The 16,313-nt window shown below is 70.0% G+C and carries 7 protein-coding genes and 2 pseudogenes; 4 read left to right on the top strand and 5 right to left on the bottom strand.

Annotated features, from left to right (window positions below):
- The 3 genes from AOK24_RS17770 to AOK24_RS17760 form a co-directional block, all read right to left on the bottom strand.
- Positions 1-9,513, bottom strand: a 9,513-nt coding sequence (locus AOK24_RS17770) for a LamG-like jellyroll fold domain-containing protein (RefSeq protein ID WP_240553987.1), incomplete at its 3' end; no start/stop codon positions are given.
- A gap of 162 nt (positions 9,514-9,675) precedes the next feature.
- On the bottom strand, positions 9,676-10,149 hold the full coding sequence (locus tag AOK24_RS17765) for a type 1 periplasmic-binding domain-containing protein (RefSeq protein WP_055721055.1): 474 nt from the start codon (positions 10,147-10,149) through the stop codon (positions 9,676-9,678).
- A 182-nt stretch (positions 10,150-10,331) separates the two neighbouring features.
- A complete protein-coding gene (locus AOK24_RS17760) occupies positions 10,332-11,015 on the bottom strand; it encodes a PH domain-containing protein (RefSeq protein WP_055721054.1) in 684 nt (227 codons plus the stop codon).
- 318 nt (positions 11,016-11,333) lie between these two features.
- On the opposite strand from AOK24_RS17760, the gene deoC reads away from it, so the two are divergent.
- The 3 genes from deoC to AOK24_RS17745 are packed head-to-tail and all read left to right on the top strand — an operon-like array spanning position 11,334 to position 14,647.
- A complete protein-coding gene (gene deoC / locus AOK24_RS17755; RefSeq protein WP_055721053.1) occupies positions 11,334-12,296 on the top strand; it encodes a deoxyribose-phosphate aldolase in 963 nt (320 codons plus the stop codon).
- Between the two features lie 6 nt (positions 12,297-12,302).
- Entirely contained in the window at positions 12,303-13,754 is a 1,452-nt protein-coding gene (locus AOK24_RS17750) for an aldehyde dehydrogenase family protein (RefSeq protein ID WP_055721052.1), read from the top strand.
- A gap of 2 nt (positions 13,755-13,756) precedes the next feature.
- Entirely contained in the window at positions 13,757-14,647 is an 891-nt protein-coding gene (locus tag AOK24_RS17745; RefSeq protein WP_055721051.1) for an aldehyde dehydrogenase family protein, read from the top strand.
- Positions 14,648-14,705: 58 nt separating this feature from the next.
- On the opposite strand, the gene AOK24_RS17740 is transcribed toward AOK24_RS17745, so the two are convergent.
- Positions 14,706-15,113, bottom strand: coding sequence for a hypothetical protein (locus AOK24_RS17740; RefSeq protein WP_055721050.1), 408 nt, complete (start codon positions 15,111-15,113; stop codon positions 14,706-14,708).
- A gap of 188 nt (positions 15,114-15,301) precedes the next feature.
- On the opposite strand from AOK24_RS17740, the pseudogene AOK24_RS17735 reads away from it, so the two are divergent.
- Positions 15,302-15,970: pseudogene (locus tag AOK24_RS17735) on the top strand (amino acid ABC transporter ATP-binding protein); the annotation flags it as partial.
- Positions 15,971-16,095: 125 nt separating this feature from the next.
- On the opposite strand, the pseudogene AOK24_RS17730 reads toward AOK24_RS17735, so the two are convergent.
- Positions 16,096-16,313, bottom strand: a pseudogene (locus tag AOK24_RS17730) (TIGR03089 family protein); the annotation flags it as partial.

The following is a 16,313-nucleotide window of genomic DNA, read 5'->3' as shown; positions in this document are numbered from 1 at the left end:
ACGCCCCACCGCGTTCGTCGCGAGGCCCCCCGCCGCACCGCTGAGCGCACCGGTCAGCCCGCCGAGCGCCGCCGCCCCCAGGAAGCCGCCCACAGACTTGGGGCCGTCGCTCATCAGGTAGCCGGCACCACTGGCAGCCGCCCCCGCGAGCGCCCCGCAGCCCACCACGCCGGCGCCCGCGGTCGCCGCCGTGCACCCCGCGAAGACCGCCACCCCCACCGCGACCGACACGATCGTCGAGGCGTGCTTCTTCACGAAGTTGGCCGATGCCTTCACCGCCTTCGCGGCACCGCTGCCGATCTTCCTCGCGGCCTTCTTCCCCGTCGCGACGGCCTTCTTCGCCACGCTCTTGCCGACATCCGAAAGAACCCGGGCCGTCTTCTTGACGTACTGGACGACCTTGTGGGCCTTCCGTTTCACCGCCTTGTACGTCCGTTTGACGTACCGCTTGGCCTTTTTGTACGTGTCCTGGACGTACCGCACTTTCTTCTTGACCGAGCGATACACCTGCCGCCCGGCAGCCTTCGCGACCTTCTTGACCGCCGCCACGGTCTTCTTGGCCTGCGCCGCGGCCTTCTTGACGACTGCGGGCGCCCTCTTCCACGCCGACTTCGCGACGCTCTTCGCCTTGGCTTTGGCCTTCGACGCGAGTTTCTTGCCGACCTTCTTCAGGCCGCTGAGGAACCCGTGCCCGGTCGGGTCCGTCCCCGTCATCGGATTCTGGTTGGCGTACGCGTACCGGTTCGCGTTCACGGAGTCCGGCAGCGGACTGTTGGACACCGTGTCGCGGCTCAGGAACTGCCCGGCCTCCGGCGAGTACCACCGCGCCGCCATGTTGACCTTGGCGGTCTCCGGGTCGGTCCACCCGGACTGGTAGCCGAGGTTGCCGACCAGCCCGGTCGAGGCGGTGACCTTCCCGAACGGCGTGTAGCTCGCCGACCCGGACAGGGTCTCCCCGGTGGCCGTGAACTGCCCGACCACGTCGTCGTGGAGGTCCGTCCACACGAGCGCCGACGACACCGGCGTCTTCACGCCCAGCAGCGACCCGTCGGCGCTACGGCTGTACGTCGCGGTCCCGTCCGACGCGACGTCGTTGCCGACGCCGCTGTACTGGAAGGAGTAGACGTCTACCCCGTTCTGGTCCTTCGCACCGAGCACCCGGTCGAGTCCGTCGTACGCGTACGACCGGTCGCCCTCGCTGATGACCCGGTTGAAGGCGTCGGCCGCGACCGAGGTCTGCGTGCCGTCCTCGGCGGTAGTACTCCGCAGGGTCCCTCTCGGGGTGTACGCGTACGACGTGTGCCCGTCCGAGGTGAGCCGGCTGCGCGCGTCGTAGGTGTACGTGTCACCGCCGACCCGGGTCCGGTTGCCGGAGGCGTCGTACCCGTAGACCTCGGTGGTGGTCCCGTTGTTCCACGAGGCCAGCCGGTCCGCCCAGTCGTAGGTGTAGGTGTTCGTGGAGGCGCCGGCGACCCCTGTCGTCGTCTTCGACGTCAGGTTGTCGTTCTCGTCCCAGCCGTACGCGATCGACGCCACCGTCCTGCCGGTCGGCGAGGTCAGTTTGTCCGAGGTGGGCCGGTCCAACGCGTCGTAGGCGTAGTCCCTCTTGGACTTGCCGCTGCCGTAGTCGACCTGTTTGACACGGCTGTTGACGTCGTAGGTGTACGACTGGCTGCTCCCGGTGGCCGCGTCGCCGACCGTCTGGACCCGGCCCGCCGTGTCGTAGGCGTACGTCGAGGTCCCGGAGGCGTCGGTCCGCGAGGTCATCCCGCCGTCGCCGTCGTAGACGAAGGAGGAGTCGCCGGACGGACCGGACGCCGACAGCAGGAGCCCCCGGTCGTCGTAGGTGAACGTGTTCCTTCCGGCGTCGGTGCCTGTCACCGAGGTGACCCGGTCGTCGGAGTCGTAGGTGTAGGTGTGGTCGGCGGTCGCCGCCTCCGCGCCCGTGCCGGTCTGCTTCACCAGCCGGCTCTTCGCGTCGTACTCCTGGGTGACGACCACTCCGCCCGGCGAACGCTGCTCGGACGGCCGTCCGGCCGCGTCGTACACCGTGGTGAACGTGCGGTCCGCCAGGGCCGGATGCGCGGGGGTGGACGGCTCGATCGCCGACTCCGGCAGGCCCCACGCGTTGTACGTGGTGATGTACGGGTTGCCCCGGCCGTCGGTGTAGCGCGTGAGGTTGCCGGCCGCGTCGTACCCGTAGGACGTGGTGACCGACTCGGTCGCGGAGACCGGCTCGACCGACTTCGTGACCAGGCCGGTCGCGTCGTACGTGAGAGTGGCGGTATGACCCCGGGGGTCGGTCGCCGTCACCGGGTTGCCGGACCGGTCGTAGGTGGTACGGCTGGTGCGCAGCACCAGGCCGCCCGCGTCCACGTCGCTGACGGCCGTCAACTGGCCGTATCCGTCGTAGGTACGACGGGTACTGGTGCCGTCCGGGTCGGTCGCGGTGAGGACCTGGCCGTCCATCGTGTACGTGTACGTGGAGGTGTTCCCGGCGCCGTCCGTGGCCTCGGTGACCTCGCCGAGCGCGTTGTAGACGTAGGACTGCGTGACCCCCGTGGGGCTGACGGTCCGGGAGAGGTCGCCGCCCGGCGCGTCGTACTCGTTGATCGCCGTGTACGCCCGCTGCGTCGGCTGGCGCACGATGTCCGTGCTGGTCAGCTCGCGTCCGAGGTAGTCCCAGGTGGACTCCTCGCGGGCGCCGCCCGGCCGGGTCGCCGACAGCAGGTCGCCGTTCGGGGTGTAGGCGAACGTCGACTTCCCGCCGCCCGGTTCGGTGACCGAGGCGAGGTCGCCGAGCTGCGTGTAGGTGTACGTCGTGCGGTTGCCCAGCGGGTCGACCTCGGCGGTGACCTGGCCGAGCTTGTTGTACTCGTTCCAGGAGGTCGCCGTGATGGGCGTGGTGGATCCCGGCGGGGTGTAGCCGGGCAGGGTGGTCGAGGTCTCCTGGCCGTCCGCGTCGTAGGCGACGACGGTCTTCCTGCCACTCGGGTCGTACGTCTCCGTGACCTCGCCGAAGGTGTTGTACCCGGTCATCGAGATCGGACGGATCGACTCCGGTGCGCCGCCGTCGTGTTCGGCGTTGACGGCCGGTTCGGTGACCACGGTCTGCTGGGCCGCCGTGTCGTAGGCGTAGTCGGTGGTGTTGCCCGCCGGGTCGGTCATCGCGGTCGGCAGGCCCCGCTGGTCCAGTTTCCAGCTTGTCGTGCGGACCGAACTGCCGGACGCGGGAAGGGTGTTGCCGTACACGGCCGACACCTGCGCGGGGGTCAGCGCCTCGCCGTAGACCTGGACGTCGGCAATCTGGCCCTGCGCGTTCTCGCCGTAGGTGCCCTGGTAGAGGCGGCGGCCGAGCTGGAGCGGGCCGGTGGCCTCCCACGGGGTGGTGAAGGCGGCGGTGCCGGCCTGGGTGCCGTTGACGTACAGGCGCAGCGCCGCCGCCGACTGGTCGTAGACGCCGGTGAGATGGGTCCAGGTGTTGGTGGTCACCGCCGAAGTGCCGGAGGAGGCACGGGTGATGGTGGGGCTGGTGACGTCCGCGGAGTGCCGGTTGAAGGTCCAGCCGGCTCCGGTAGCGTAGTACAGCTGGAAGCCGCTCGCGACGTCGCCGTCCTGCGCGACGAAGGTGCTGTTGGCGCTCGTCGAGCCGAGCTTGACCCATGCGGAGACGGTGAAGCTGCCGCTGGTGTTGACGGCCGGTCCGTCCGCCTTGCCGTAGGCGTTCGCGGCCGCGTTGAAGACGGCCGCGCCGCCCTTCTCGGTGGAGCGGGTGACCGAACTGCCCAGTGTCACCTTGTTGTTGCCGCCCGAGGAGTCGGCGGCGGCGAGGCCGCTGGTCTCGGCGAGCTTCCAGCGGCCGACGGGTGCGGCGGTGCCGTCGTGGACGGTGGTGCCGGTGACGTTGCCGAGCCGGTCGTAGCGGGTGTCGCGGGTGTCGGTGTCGCCGGTCGCCGGGTCGTACTCGGACTCCGTCACGACGTTGTCGTCCGGGTCGTAGGCCACCTTCGTGGTGCGGCCGGCGCCGGCCGGGTCGAGCACCGAGGAGGTGACGCGGTCGGCGGCGTCGACCGCGAACGTGGTCGTGGTGCGGCCGTCGTTGGTGATCTGCCGGGTCAAGTTCCCCGCCAGGTCATAGGTGTTGGCCTGTTCGACGAACTGCTTGCCGTTCGCCGGGTCCTTGCGGACCACGGAGGCGGTGAGGCCGTCGTCGGTGTAGGTGTACGCCGTGACCCAGCCCATCGCGTCGGTGAGCGAGGCGAGCCGGCCCGCCGGGTCGTAGGCCCGGGACTCCTGCACCAGGGTGGCCGGCCCCTGCGGGTTCTGCGGATCGCCGGTGTAGTCAAGGAGGTTGGTGGTGAGGGGGCGGCCCTCGGCGTCGTAGGTGTAGGTGCTGACGTTCCCTTCGGGGTCGGTCTCCTTCACCTTGTTGCCGTAGACGTCGTACTCGTACGAGGTGACGCCGCCGCCCGGATCGGTGCGCGAGGCGAGGCGGTTGTAGGTGTCGTACGTCATCGAGGTGACGCGTGCGGTGTCGCCGCCGGTCAGGTCGGAGACCGTCTGGGAGACGACGTTGCCGTCCGCGTCGAAGGCGGTGGACGTCCTGGCCCGGTGCTCGGCGCCGCTGACCCGGTTGGTGACGGCCGGGCTGGTCTCGGTGAGGACCTGGTCGTTCTTGTCGTATGTCCAGGAGGTGACGAGCCCGTCCGGCTGGGCGTCGGAGACCTCCGTACGGGTCAGTCGGCGGCCGAGGCTGTCGTAGGTGTACTTGGCCTTCGCGCCGTTCGCGTCGGTGGTCTCGGCGAGGTCGCCGTTGGCGTAGTAGACGTTCTTGGTGCGTCTGCCGCCGGGAGTGGTCACCGTGTCGACCAGGCCGGCGGGGGCCACGGCCGTACCGCCTTCGGCTGCGGCCGTGCTGGAAGTCGTGTAACTCGTCGTCGCGGTACGGCCGTTGGGGTGTCCCGCGACCGGCGGACCCGTCACCGACAGGAGGTTGCCGGCGGTGTCGTACGTGTAGCTCGTCAGGTACGTGGTGTCGGTCGCGGACGAGGAGCGCGCGTCCCGCTCGGTGAGGAGCAGGTCGTTGCGGGGGTCCATGGCGGGGAACGCGGTCGTCGAGTCGGGGTAGTACGTGTAGTACTCGGTGGCGCACCTGCCGGCGGCCGTGTCCTGGCAGTCGGTCCGGGAGACGGTGTTGCCGCGGATGTCGTGGCCGGTGATGCCGCGGTTGCCGTTGGCGTCCGTCACCGTGTGCAGGAAGCCGGAGGTGTCGTAACCGTACGTCGTGCGCTTGCCGTTGGTGTCGATGGCGGCGAGCAGCCGGTTGCCGAGTTCCGCGTCGTACACGTAGGTGAGGGTCTTGTCGGTGGGGTCGGTGAGTGTGACCGTGCGCACCGGGGCGACGCCGGAGGACGCCTTGTACGCGGACCAGTGCTGCTCGACCTGATCTTCCATCAGGGAGTGTCCGTACGTGGCGACTTCGGCGATCGACCCCTTGAAGTAGCTGACGTCGCCGGGTGAGCTGACCCAGCCGTTCTTGACGAAGCCCGCGCCGACGAACGTGCGGGTGTTCGACTGGTCGTTGACGCCGCTGGTGAGGTCGGCCTGCTTGACGCCGTCGACGTACAGGGTCTGGGTCGTGCCGTCGGCGGTGAGGACCGCGTGGTGCCAGGCGTTGTCGTTGACCGCACCCGTCGACCCGAACGCGGCTCCCGCGTTGCCGCCGCTCCACCAGTGCCCGTGCAGCTTCCCGTCCGCTCCGACGTACAGCAGCGGACTCCACGTACCGGTCGGTGCCGGCAGGTTGGGCGGCTGCGACTGGTCGGAGAGGAGCACGCCCGGGCTCGCGGTCCTGAACCACAGCTCGACGGCGCGCGCCGAGGAGCCGTGCCAGGGGGTGAACGGTATCTCCGCGTACGACGAAGTCCCGTCGAACGTCGCGGCAGTTGAGTCCCCGGCCCCGAACGGCCCGGCGACGCCTTGCGTGGCGGTGTTGTACGTGCCGAACCCGGTGTGCACCTCGTTCGCGGCCTCGGGTGCGCCGAGGGTGTCGCCCAGGCGCCAGTACCCGGCCGGCGCCGACCCCATCACCGCCGAGCGGTAGACCTGCGAAGAGCCGGTGACGGTGGGGGTGTTGAGCTTCCAGACGCCGCCCTCGCCGTCGGTGACCCGCTGTACGAGGTCGTCGGTCTTCCCGTACTCGACCTGCGCCTGGACCTTCCCGTTCGGCGTGATGATCTTGTCGAGGAGCCCGGCGGACCGCTTGGCGGCCTGGTACTGGGCGGTGATCACGGACGGGTCGAGCGGCTCGGAGTAGATCGCCACCTCGGCCATCTGCCCCGTGTAGTGGCCGAGTTGGTCGTTCGGGTTCATCGCGGGCCAGCCCTGCGTGTTCACGCCGGCGCCGAGCGAGATGTAGGGCTGCTCCCAGTCGTTGATGGCCCCGGTCAGCGAGCCCTGGGCGACACCGTCCAGGTACAGGGTCTGGCTGCCGGCCTGTCCGGTGAGGACCGCGTTGTGCCACTGCCCGTCGGTGACGGTCGCCGAGGAGACCGCCGTGGGGCTGCAACTCGGCGACATGGCAAGGCAGCCGCGCAGTTTCCCGTCCGTGCCGACGTACACCGCCGGGGTGTTCTTCGTGGTGCCGGCGACCGGGTCGGCGTCACTGAGCGGCTTGTCGCCGCAGTAGAAGAGCACCCCACCCGCGGTGGTCGTCCTGAACCAGAGCGAGACGGTCATGTACGAGGGTGTCGCGCCGGGTGCGGAGGGCATCTCCACGTAGGACGTCGTGCCGTTGAAGGTCGCCGTGGTCTGCGTCGAACCGGCGAGGAAGGCCGCGCTACCCAGGGTCACGTTGCGGTAAGTGCCGTTGTAGCGGCCCTGGTTGGTGTCGACGGAGTCCTTGGCCACCGTCGTCCCGCTCGCCTCGCCGAGCCGCCAGTAGGCGTACGGGTCGGCGTCGAGGACGGTGGTGCGGTAGTGGTTGCCGGTGGTGTAGCGGTACACCGTGCAACGCGACTGGTCGGCCGGCGGGCAGACCGAGGTGAGCTGGTCGCCGGAGTATCCGTACTTCCAAGTCTGCGCGGACGACGTGTCGTTGGGGTCGGCGGGTGCGGTGAAGACCGTGTCGACGTGCGCGGTGGTGGCGCCGGCGGGGGTGGTCCAGGTCAGCGACAGGGACCGCTTGGCCGTGTCGTTCGTGATCTTCGTGAGCTGTTTGGCCGTGTTGTAGGTGAAGGTCTCACCGCGGCCGGCGTAGTCCTTGATCCCGGAGATCGCGTACGTGCCGGTCTTCGCGGTGGCCTGCTTGAAGGCGTACTCGGTGAACTCCTTGTCCGTCAGCGTGTATCCGCCGCCGGAGACCGCGAGCAGCCGGGCGTAGCGGCCGAGCGGCGGCTGGAAGGTGCCGTCGCTGTTGCGGCCGAAGGCGACCTGCTCGCCGCCGGGGTAGGTGATGACCACGCTGGTGACCGCGCCGGAGGGGTCCTTGGCCTCGGCGGCCTTCATGTCGGCGACCGTCGACCAGCCGGCGCCGAACGCGCCGTCCGTGCGCGGGTCGAGGCTGTTGTAGGAGCGGTCGATCTGGAGGGAGGGGCCGACGACGTCGATGTCCGCGTCGGTGTCCTCGGTGGTGTAGTTGCCGTCCGAGGGGTCGAACTCGTGGCCGTCCGTGTTCTGCGCGAGGCCGGAGGTGACCGGCGGCTGCGGTACGGCGGTGGTGAAGCGGCTGGAGTACGTCACCTCGTCGTAGCCGTCCGAAACGCCCACGTACCAGGCGTAGTTCTTCGACCACTTCAGTTTGCCGGCGGGTATCTTCCAGCTGCTCTTGGCGAGACTGCCGGACGTGACGACCGGGGTGGTGCTCGCCGAGTCGGCGTCGTACACCTCGAACTCGTAACTCAGCGTCGCATTGGGCCACTTGTCGGCGTCGCTCGCGTAGACCAGCAGCTCCGGCTGGAGCGTGTTGGCCTGGAAGTTCTCGGGCGGGTACTGCGCGTTGACCTGCGGCTGGGTGTTGGCGGCGTAGGTCAGGTCCAGCGAGGGACGCCAGGCGGCGGTCGCGGAGTTGTCGGAGTGGAAACGCTTCCAGTGCTGCCCGTCGCCGGTCGGGGCGGCCAGCGCCAGGCCGTGGTTGGCGCCGCCGGTGGCGACCTGCGTGAACCAGGACGTCGACAGCGTCACCGGCATCTTCACCCCGACGTCGGCGCTGCCGTCCAGGTTGCCGCAGGCGGCGCCGGGGTTCACGGACGCGGTGCCGATGGCGGTGCCGACCGTGGGACCGGGGTAGGTCGTGGTCGTCGACGGCACCCACGCCTGGGTCACGGGGTACACCGAGAACGGCGTGGGGTCGCACACCGAGGCCCACAGCGCCCACACGTTGAGGGTCGCGGCGGACACCTTCTGTCCGGCGATCTTCGAGGCCAGCGAGGAGAACTGGAGGAAGGAGTTGGCCTTGTTGGTGCCCGCGTCGTACGAACCGACCTTGATCTGCGTCTCGGTGGAGCGGTTCAGAGCGGCGTCGCTCTGTACGTACGTACTCTCGCTCGCCGCGACGACGGTCGTCGGGTCGACGGTCACCGGGTAGACCCGCTCGGGGTCGTCCAGCCAGCTGCGGTCGGCGGTCATCCGCAGCGCCGACTTCCCGTCCACCGTGGTCAGTTCGTACGACACCTGCGCCGACCGCGCGCCCTCGCCGGAGCGCGGGTCGGTCTTCGAGTCGACCATGTAGGCGTGCGGGATCGTCGCGGCGACCTTGCCGTCCGCGCCGGTGAACTCGACGTCGCCGGTGTCGGCGAGGCGCGGGGTCAGCCCTTCGGTGTCCAGCCGGAAGAGCCAGGAGTTCGCCGCGTCCGGCGAGTTCAGGACGAGGTTCTCCTTGAACCCGTCGGCGATCGGCACGAGTTGGACGTCCGTGCCGGGCAGGACCTGCGAGTAGACGAGGGTGCCGTCCGTGTTCTCGACCGCCGCGGCCTGCCGCGCGCCGTCCAGGGTGTACGACAGGGCGCGTCCGTCGCCCAGGGCGACGGAGGCCAGCGCGGCGTCGTCCGCGTGCGCGGCGAACTCGACGTCGAGGGAGTTGGCGTCCTGGGTGAACCTGCCGTCCGCGCCTTCCACCAGGCTCGTGTCGATCGGCTGCCAACGGCCGTCCGATCCTTGGAAGTTGGTGCGCCCGGTGTAGTGGCGGACCGTGGTGGAGCCGTCCGTGTTGACGAAGTAGTCAGAGGTGGCGGTGGACTTGGCCGGGTCGCGCTCGCTGGTGGCGGGGTCGAAGCTGCCCTCGGTGGGGGCGGCCGGTCCGGTGGTGACCTGCTCGGTCTCGGTCACCGGCCGTTCGTACGGGTCGAGTTGCCCCTGCCCCTCACCGGCGGCGCGCCCGGTGCCGCCGTCCGCACTGGTGGCGGCCGTGGAGGCGGTGTGGCTCTTGCCCTCGGCGGTGCCACTCTCCTGGTCGGGGGTGTCGAGCGGGGAGGTGTTGGCCCAGGCCCACAGGGCCGAGAGGGACAACTTCGGCATGCTCAACGCGGGGAGCGTGGCGCCGTTCGCCGCTGCGGCATCGGCCGACCTGACGTCCCCCGCGCCCTCCGTGATCTACGGGTTGCCGGGTAGGACTTCGTCGAGGACAAGGTGCTGCCCACCGCGCAGTGAGGCTGACCTACCTGGGGTGGATACCGGCGTTCACGCTTGGGGTGCCGACCTCGGCCACCCACGCGCGCCGATCACGAGGAACGACACCGAGGGGTGCTGACCTGCGGCGGCCTCCGCGGCTCGCACCTGCGGGGTACCCACGGCCAGGACGACGTCGCACTGCCTCTGGACGAGCCCGTTCACGAACGGTCGCGCGTTGTCGGCGGTCTGCTCCCCCGTGACGGGTACGTAGGTCACGCGGGCGCGGGTCTCCTTCGACGCCTGCTGCATGCCGTCCCAGACGGTCGCCGCGACCGTCCCGCGTGCGATGCCGTCCGCCCCGGTCAGCAGGCACGCGTCGAAGTCCCGGTACTCCCGCGCGCGTGGGTCGGGGGGAGTGCTCGCGGTCTCCTCGTCACCGCCGCCGAACAGGGCGAACCCGATCGACCCGAGCACGGCGAGCGCGGCGACCCCCGCCACCCAGCCCCGGTGCGCCCTCAGCCGTCGGCCGACGCCACCGAGCATCCGTCTTCCCCGTCCGGGTACGACACGCTTCGCCCCGCCCCGGGCACGCCACTGCCGCCGAGTCCTGACCACGGCTCCCCCTAGCTCTCACGTCGCTGGGTACACCCTCCCCCAGGGGTATGTCGTACATACATGCGAGAGATCGCCATGCGGTACGACGCGGAGCGCGCGAGCCGCGTGGATCACCCCACCGCGAGCAGGATCACCAGGACCACCGCCCCCGCGGCGATGGGCCCCAGTACCTCCCACGCCCAGCGGACGGTCACCTCGGTCGGGGCGGTCTCGGATTCGGTGCCCGGGCGGTAGCCCTCGTGGAGGGAGCGCAGGTCTGCCATGGAGCGGTCGCCGGAGGAGAGGGTGTCGCCCGTGTCGACGTCGGTGGTGCGCCAGCCGGTGGTGAGGCCGGGCATGGCCCCGCCGGTGAGTCCGCCGGAGCGTTCGCCGGAGTTCGCCCGGGCTGCGCGGCGGGCGGCCTTCTTGCGGCCCCGGAGGGAGACCGGGATGGCCCAGAGCTGGAATTTCGCGCCCTCGTTGCTGACCGCCTCGTTCGTGTAGTTCGAGCGGACCACCGCGACCTGGGACCAGGGCAGGACGATCACCCGGAAGGGGTTGCGGATGCGGAGGCGTTCCTCGTTGGCGTACACCGCGGGGCGGATCGTGAAGGCCGCCACCAGGGGTACGGCGAGCAGGAGCGTCGCGAGTGCCAGCCACGGCGTGCGGCCGTGCCCGACGACGACCGCGTCGATGCCGAGCCAGCCGCCGATGCCGAGCAGCAGGACTCCGCCGACGATGCCGGCGGGTGAGCGGTAGACACGGTCCGGGTACGCGGGACCGGAGGGCTGCGGCTCGTGTGCGGGGGTCGTCATGCGCCCGATTCTGCCCGAAGGGTCTCGCCGGGCCACCTCAGACCCCGGTAGGGGGTACCGGTGGCTCTGCCGGTGGGCCGCTTCCGAGCGCCCGGCACGCCGTCCACCCCTGGTAGGGGGTACCCGTCCCCCCGCGGAGCCAGCCGCGGGCCTCATACCCGGGAGCCACCGCGACGCGTCGTACCCGTACCTTCCCGGAGCTACCCCGGCCTCTCCCCAGAGCCACCCCGGCGTCATACCGGCCCCTCCCCGGAGCCCCGGTAAGGACCACCGGCCCTATACATCCGCTACGCGCGTAGATATGCTCATCTGGTGACCATGCCCACCACTGCACCCCCCGCCGCCCGCTCGGCGCTCTCCGACGTCGCCGCGTCCGACAGCACGCTGCGGCGCTTCCTGCACGGCCTCCCCGGTGTCGACGCGGTCGGCCTGGAGGCGCGTGCCGCCTCGCTCGGCACCCGTTCGATCAAGACCACCGCGAAGGCGTACGCCATCGACCTGGCGATCTCCATGGTCGACCTGACGACGCTGGAAGGCGCGGACACCCCCGGCAAGGTCCGGGCGCTGGGCGCGAAGGCCGTCCACCCCGACCCGACGGACAGGGCGACGCCCGCGACGGCGGCCGTCTGCGTGTACCCGGACATGGTCGCGACCGCGAAGGCGGCCGTCGCCGGTTCCGGCGTGAAGGTCGCGTCCGTCGCCACCGCCTTCCCCGCCGGCCGCGCCGCGCTCGACGTCAAGCTGGCCGACGTCCGCGACGCCGTGGCCGCCGGCGCCGACGAGATCGACATGGTCATCGACCGGGGTGCGTTCCTCGCCGGGAACTACCTCAAGGTGTACGACGAGATCGTGGCCGTGAAGGAGGCGTCCGGCGCCGCCCGGCTCAAGGTCATCTTCGAGACCGGCGAGCTGTCGACGTACGACAACATCCGGCGCGCGAGCTGGCTGGGCATGATCGCCGGCGCCGACTTCATCAAGACGTCCACCGGCAAGGTCGCCGTCAACGCGACTCCCGCGAACACCCTGTTGATGCTGGAGGCGGTGCGCGACTTCCGCGCGCAGACCGGCGTACAGGTCGGGGTGAAGCCCGCGGGCGGCATCCGGACGTCGAAGGACGCGATCAAGTTCCTGGTGCTGGTGAACGAGACGGCCGGTGAGGACTGGCTCGACAACCACTGGTTCCGGTTCGGCGCCTCCTCCCTCCTCAACGATCTGCTGATGCAGCGTCAGAAGCTGGCCACCGGCCGCTACTCCGGTCCCGACTACGTGACGGTGGACTGATTCCCCATGGCTTTCGAGTACGCACCCGCCCCCGAGTCCCGCTCGGTCGTCGACATCGCGCCGTCCTACGGCCTGTTCATCGACGGCGAGTTCACCGACGCGGCGGACGGCAAGGTCTTCAAGTCCGTATCCCCTTCCACGGAAGAGGTGTTGGCGGAGGTCGCGCAGGCCGGTGAGGCCGACGTCGACCGCGCGGTCAAGGCCGCCCGCAAGGCGTTCGAGAAGTGGTCCGCGCTGCCCGGCTCCGAGCGCGCGAAGTACCTCTTCCGCATCGCCCGCATCATCCAGGAGCGCAGCCGCGAACTGGCCGTCCTGGAGACGCTGGACAACGGCAAGCCGATCAAGGAGACGCGGGACGCCGACCTCCCGCTCGTCGCCGCGCACTTCTTCTACTACGCCGGCTGGGCCGACAAGTTGGACCACGCCGGCTACGGCGCGAACCCGCGTCCGCTCGGTGTCGCCGGTCAAGTCATCCCGTGGAACTTCCCGTTGCTGATGCTGGCGTGGAAGATCGCGCCCGCCCTCGCGACCGGCAACACGGTCGTCCTGAAGCCCGCCGAGACGACTCCCCTGTCAGCGTTGTTCTTCGCCGACATCTGCCGCCAGGCGGGGCTCCCCAAGGGTGTCGTCAACATCCTTACGGGGTACGGGGATTCGGGCGCCGCGCTGGTCGCGCACCCGGACGTGAACAAGGTCGCCTTCACCGGCTCCACCGCCGTCGGCAAGGAGATCGCCCGCAGCGTCGCCGGCACCCGCAAGAAGCTGACGCTCGAACTCGGCGGCAAGGGCGCGAACATCGTCTTCGACGACGCCCCGATCGACCAGGCCGTCGAGGGCATCGTCAACGGGATCTTCTTCAACCAGGGCCAAGTCTGCTGCGCCGGAAGCCGGTTGCTGGTCCAGGAGTCGATCCAGGACGAGCTGCTGGACGCGCTGAAGCGCCGCCTCTCCACCTTGCGCCTCGGCGACCCGCTCGACAAGAACACGGACATCGGCGCCATCAACTCCGCCGAACAGCTCGCGCGCATCACGGCGTTGACGGAGCAGGGTGAGGCGGAGGGCGCCGAGCGGTGGTCGCCCGCCTGTGAACTCCCGTCCTCCGGTTACTGGTTCGCGCCGACGCTCTTCACGAACGTCACGCAGGCGCACACCATCGCGCGCGACGAGATCTTCGGCCCCGTCCTGTCCGTGCTGACCTTCCGCACGCCGGACGAGGCCGTCGCCAAGGCCAACAACACGCAGTACGGCCTCTCCGCCGGTATCTGGACCGACAAGGGCTCCCGCATCCTCGCCGTCGCGAGCAAGCTGCGCGCGGGTGTCGTCTGGTCCAACACGTTCAACAAGTTCGATCCGACCTCGCCGTTCGGCGGTTACAAGGAGTCGGGTTACGGCCGCGAGGGCGGTCGCCATGGCCTGGAGGCGTACCTCGCCCCGTCTAGCCCGGAGGGCGAGCGATGAAAATGAATCCAGTTGATCGGCTGTCTGTTTTCAAGACCTACAAGCTGTACGTCGGCGGGAAGTTCCCGCGTTCCGAGAGCGGCCGGGTGTACGAGGTGACCGACTCGAAGGGCAACTGGCTGGCCAACGCGCCCCAGTCGAGCCGCAAGGACGCCCGTGACGCGGTCGTCGCCGCGCGCAAGGCGTTCGGCGGGTGGTCGGGCGCGACCGCGTACAACCGGGGTCAGATCCTGTACCGCATCGCCGAGATGCTGGAGGGCCGCCGCGAGCAGTTCACGCGTGAAGTGGCCGAGGCGGAGGGGCTGTCGAAGTCCAAGGCCGCGGCTCAGGTCGACGCGGCGATCGACCGCTGGGTCTGGTACGCGGGCTGGACGGACAAGATCGCGCAGCTCGTGGGCGGCGCGAACCCGGTGGCGGGCCCGTACTTCAACCTCTCGACGCCCGAACCGACCGGCGTGGTCGCGGTGTTGGCGCCCCAGGAGTCCTCTTTCCTGGGCCTGGTCTCGGTGCTCGCCCCGGTCATCGCGACCGGCAACACGGCCGTGGTCATCGCCTCGGAGAAGTCCCCGCTGCCCGCGCTCTCTTTGGGCGAGGTTCTCGCAACGTCCGACGTCCCGGGCGGAGTTGTGAACATCCTCTCCGGCCGCACGGCCGAGATCACCCCGTCCCTCGCCTCCCACCAGGACGTCAACGCGATCGATCTGGCAGGCGCCGACGAGGAGTTGGCGAAGGAGCTGGAGATCGCGGCGGCGGACAACCTGAAGCGCGTCCTGCGTCCACAGCCTGTGGACTGGAACGACCCGCAGGGCACGGAGCGCCTCACGGCGTTCCTCGAAACGAAGACGGTCTGGCACACGACCGGTTCGCTGGGGGCGTCGGGCTCGTCCTACTGACGACCGCTCACCCATGGGGAGGGGGTCACTCGTCCTGGCCCCCTCCCGCAGAGCGCCCTCACCCCTTCAGCAGCCCCGCCACCTGCCCGACCACCGGCAGCGACCCGATCGACTGCGCCTGGGCCACCGGCCCGGTCAGCGCCTGGGTCGCGATCGGGCGGAAGTCGGCGAGCTGCGTGCCCGCCCCATTGTCGAGCGGGTCGACGCCGGTCCCGGCGAGGGGGTTCGGCTTGAGGGCGGTGACCGCGCCGGTGGCGTACGGGAGGGAGCCGAGCGCTCCTTGGAGGCCCGCCTGGGGGTCGATCTGGCCGAGGGCCGAGGGGTTCGTGCGGACGGCGTCGACGACCGGCGCGTCGGCCGCGGCGGCCACCCCGGCGCCGGCCCCGAGGGCGACCCCGGCGGTCGCGAGGGCGGCCAGCGTGCGACGGCCGGCTGAAGAGGAGGGGACGTTCTCGTGCTGAGGCATCTCACTGCCACCTTTTCGATGCGGGGAGTAATCGAGTCGACGCAGAGGGTAGTTGAAGGGCGCCGTACGCATCAAAGGCGACCCGCGATGATGTGACGCACGCTTCAAAGGCACCCCGCGGACTCGTGCCGAGCAGGGCACATGCCGCACACTGGTGTCCCGTGAGTTCCCTTCCCCTCCCCACGCGGGTCGTCCTGCTGTGCGGCCCCTCCGGCTCCGGCAAGTCGACCTTCCTCCGCTGCATCAACCACCTGGAGAAGATCAACGCCGGCCGCCTGTACGTGGACGGCGAACTCGTCGGCTACCGCCAGAAGGGCGACAAGCTGTACGAGCTGAAGGACAGCGAGGTCGCCCTCAAACGCCGCGACATCGGCATGGTCTTCCAGCGCTTCAACCTCTTCCCGCACATGACGGCCGTAGAGAACATCATGGAAGCCCCGGTCCAGGTCAGAGGCGCCGCCAAGTCCCAGGCCAAGGACCGCGCGATGCAGCTCCTGGACCGCGTCGGCCTGGCCGACAAGGCCGGCAACTACCCCTCCCAGCTCTCCGGCGGCCAGCAGCAGCGCGTGGCCATCGCCCGAGCCCTGGCCATGGACCCGAAGCTGATGCTCTTCGACGAGCCCACCTCGGCCCTGGACCCGGAACTCGTCGGCGACGTCCTGGACGTCATGCGCGACCTCGCGGAATCCGGCATGACGATGGTCGTCGTCACCCACGAAATGGGCTTCGCCAGAGAGGTCGGCGACAGCCTCGTCTTCATGGACGGCGGCGTAGTGGTCGAATCGGGCAACCCGAGAGACGTCCTGACAGACCCCCAGCACGAACGCACGAAGTCGTTCCTGTCGAAGGTGCTGTAGCAGAAAGGTGCTGCAACGGAATGGGGGCCGTACACACGTACGCCCCCCATTCCGTTCTTTTCAGCCCGTCCGGCGTTTGAGGACGAGGCCCCTTCAGGGCCGATCGTCCCCCGCTCGCCGAACTCTCAGCGAGCCGTCGCGGTCACCTTCTCGCTCTCCACCCGCTTGGCCACAGTCTCCTCGCCGGCCTGGGAGAGGTTGCGGCACAGCACCACGGACCCCCCGCTGGCGAGGGGCGCGTACAACCCGGCGCTGAGGCCGTCCCACGTGTCGTACGGCAGCCCGCTCAGCAGCCGCCCGCCGGGCCCGAGGAGCCCCAGCCGCCCGGCGGGCGGCTGCTGAG

The organism is Streptomyces niveiscabiei (assembly GCF_001419795.1).
GTDB lineage: Bacteria > Actinomycetota > Actinomycetes > Streptomycetales > Streptomycetaceae > Streptomyces > Streptomyces niveiscabiei.
The sequence above is the reverse complement of the archived record's forward strand: the minus strand, read 5'-3'. Positions and strand labels throughout refer to the sequence as shown.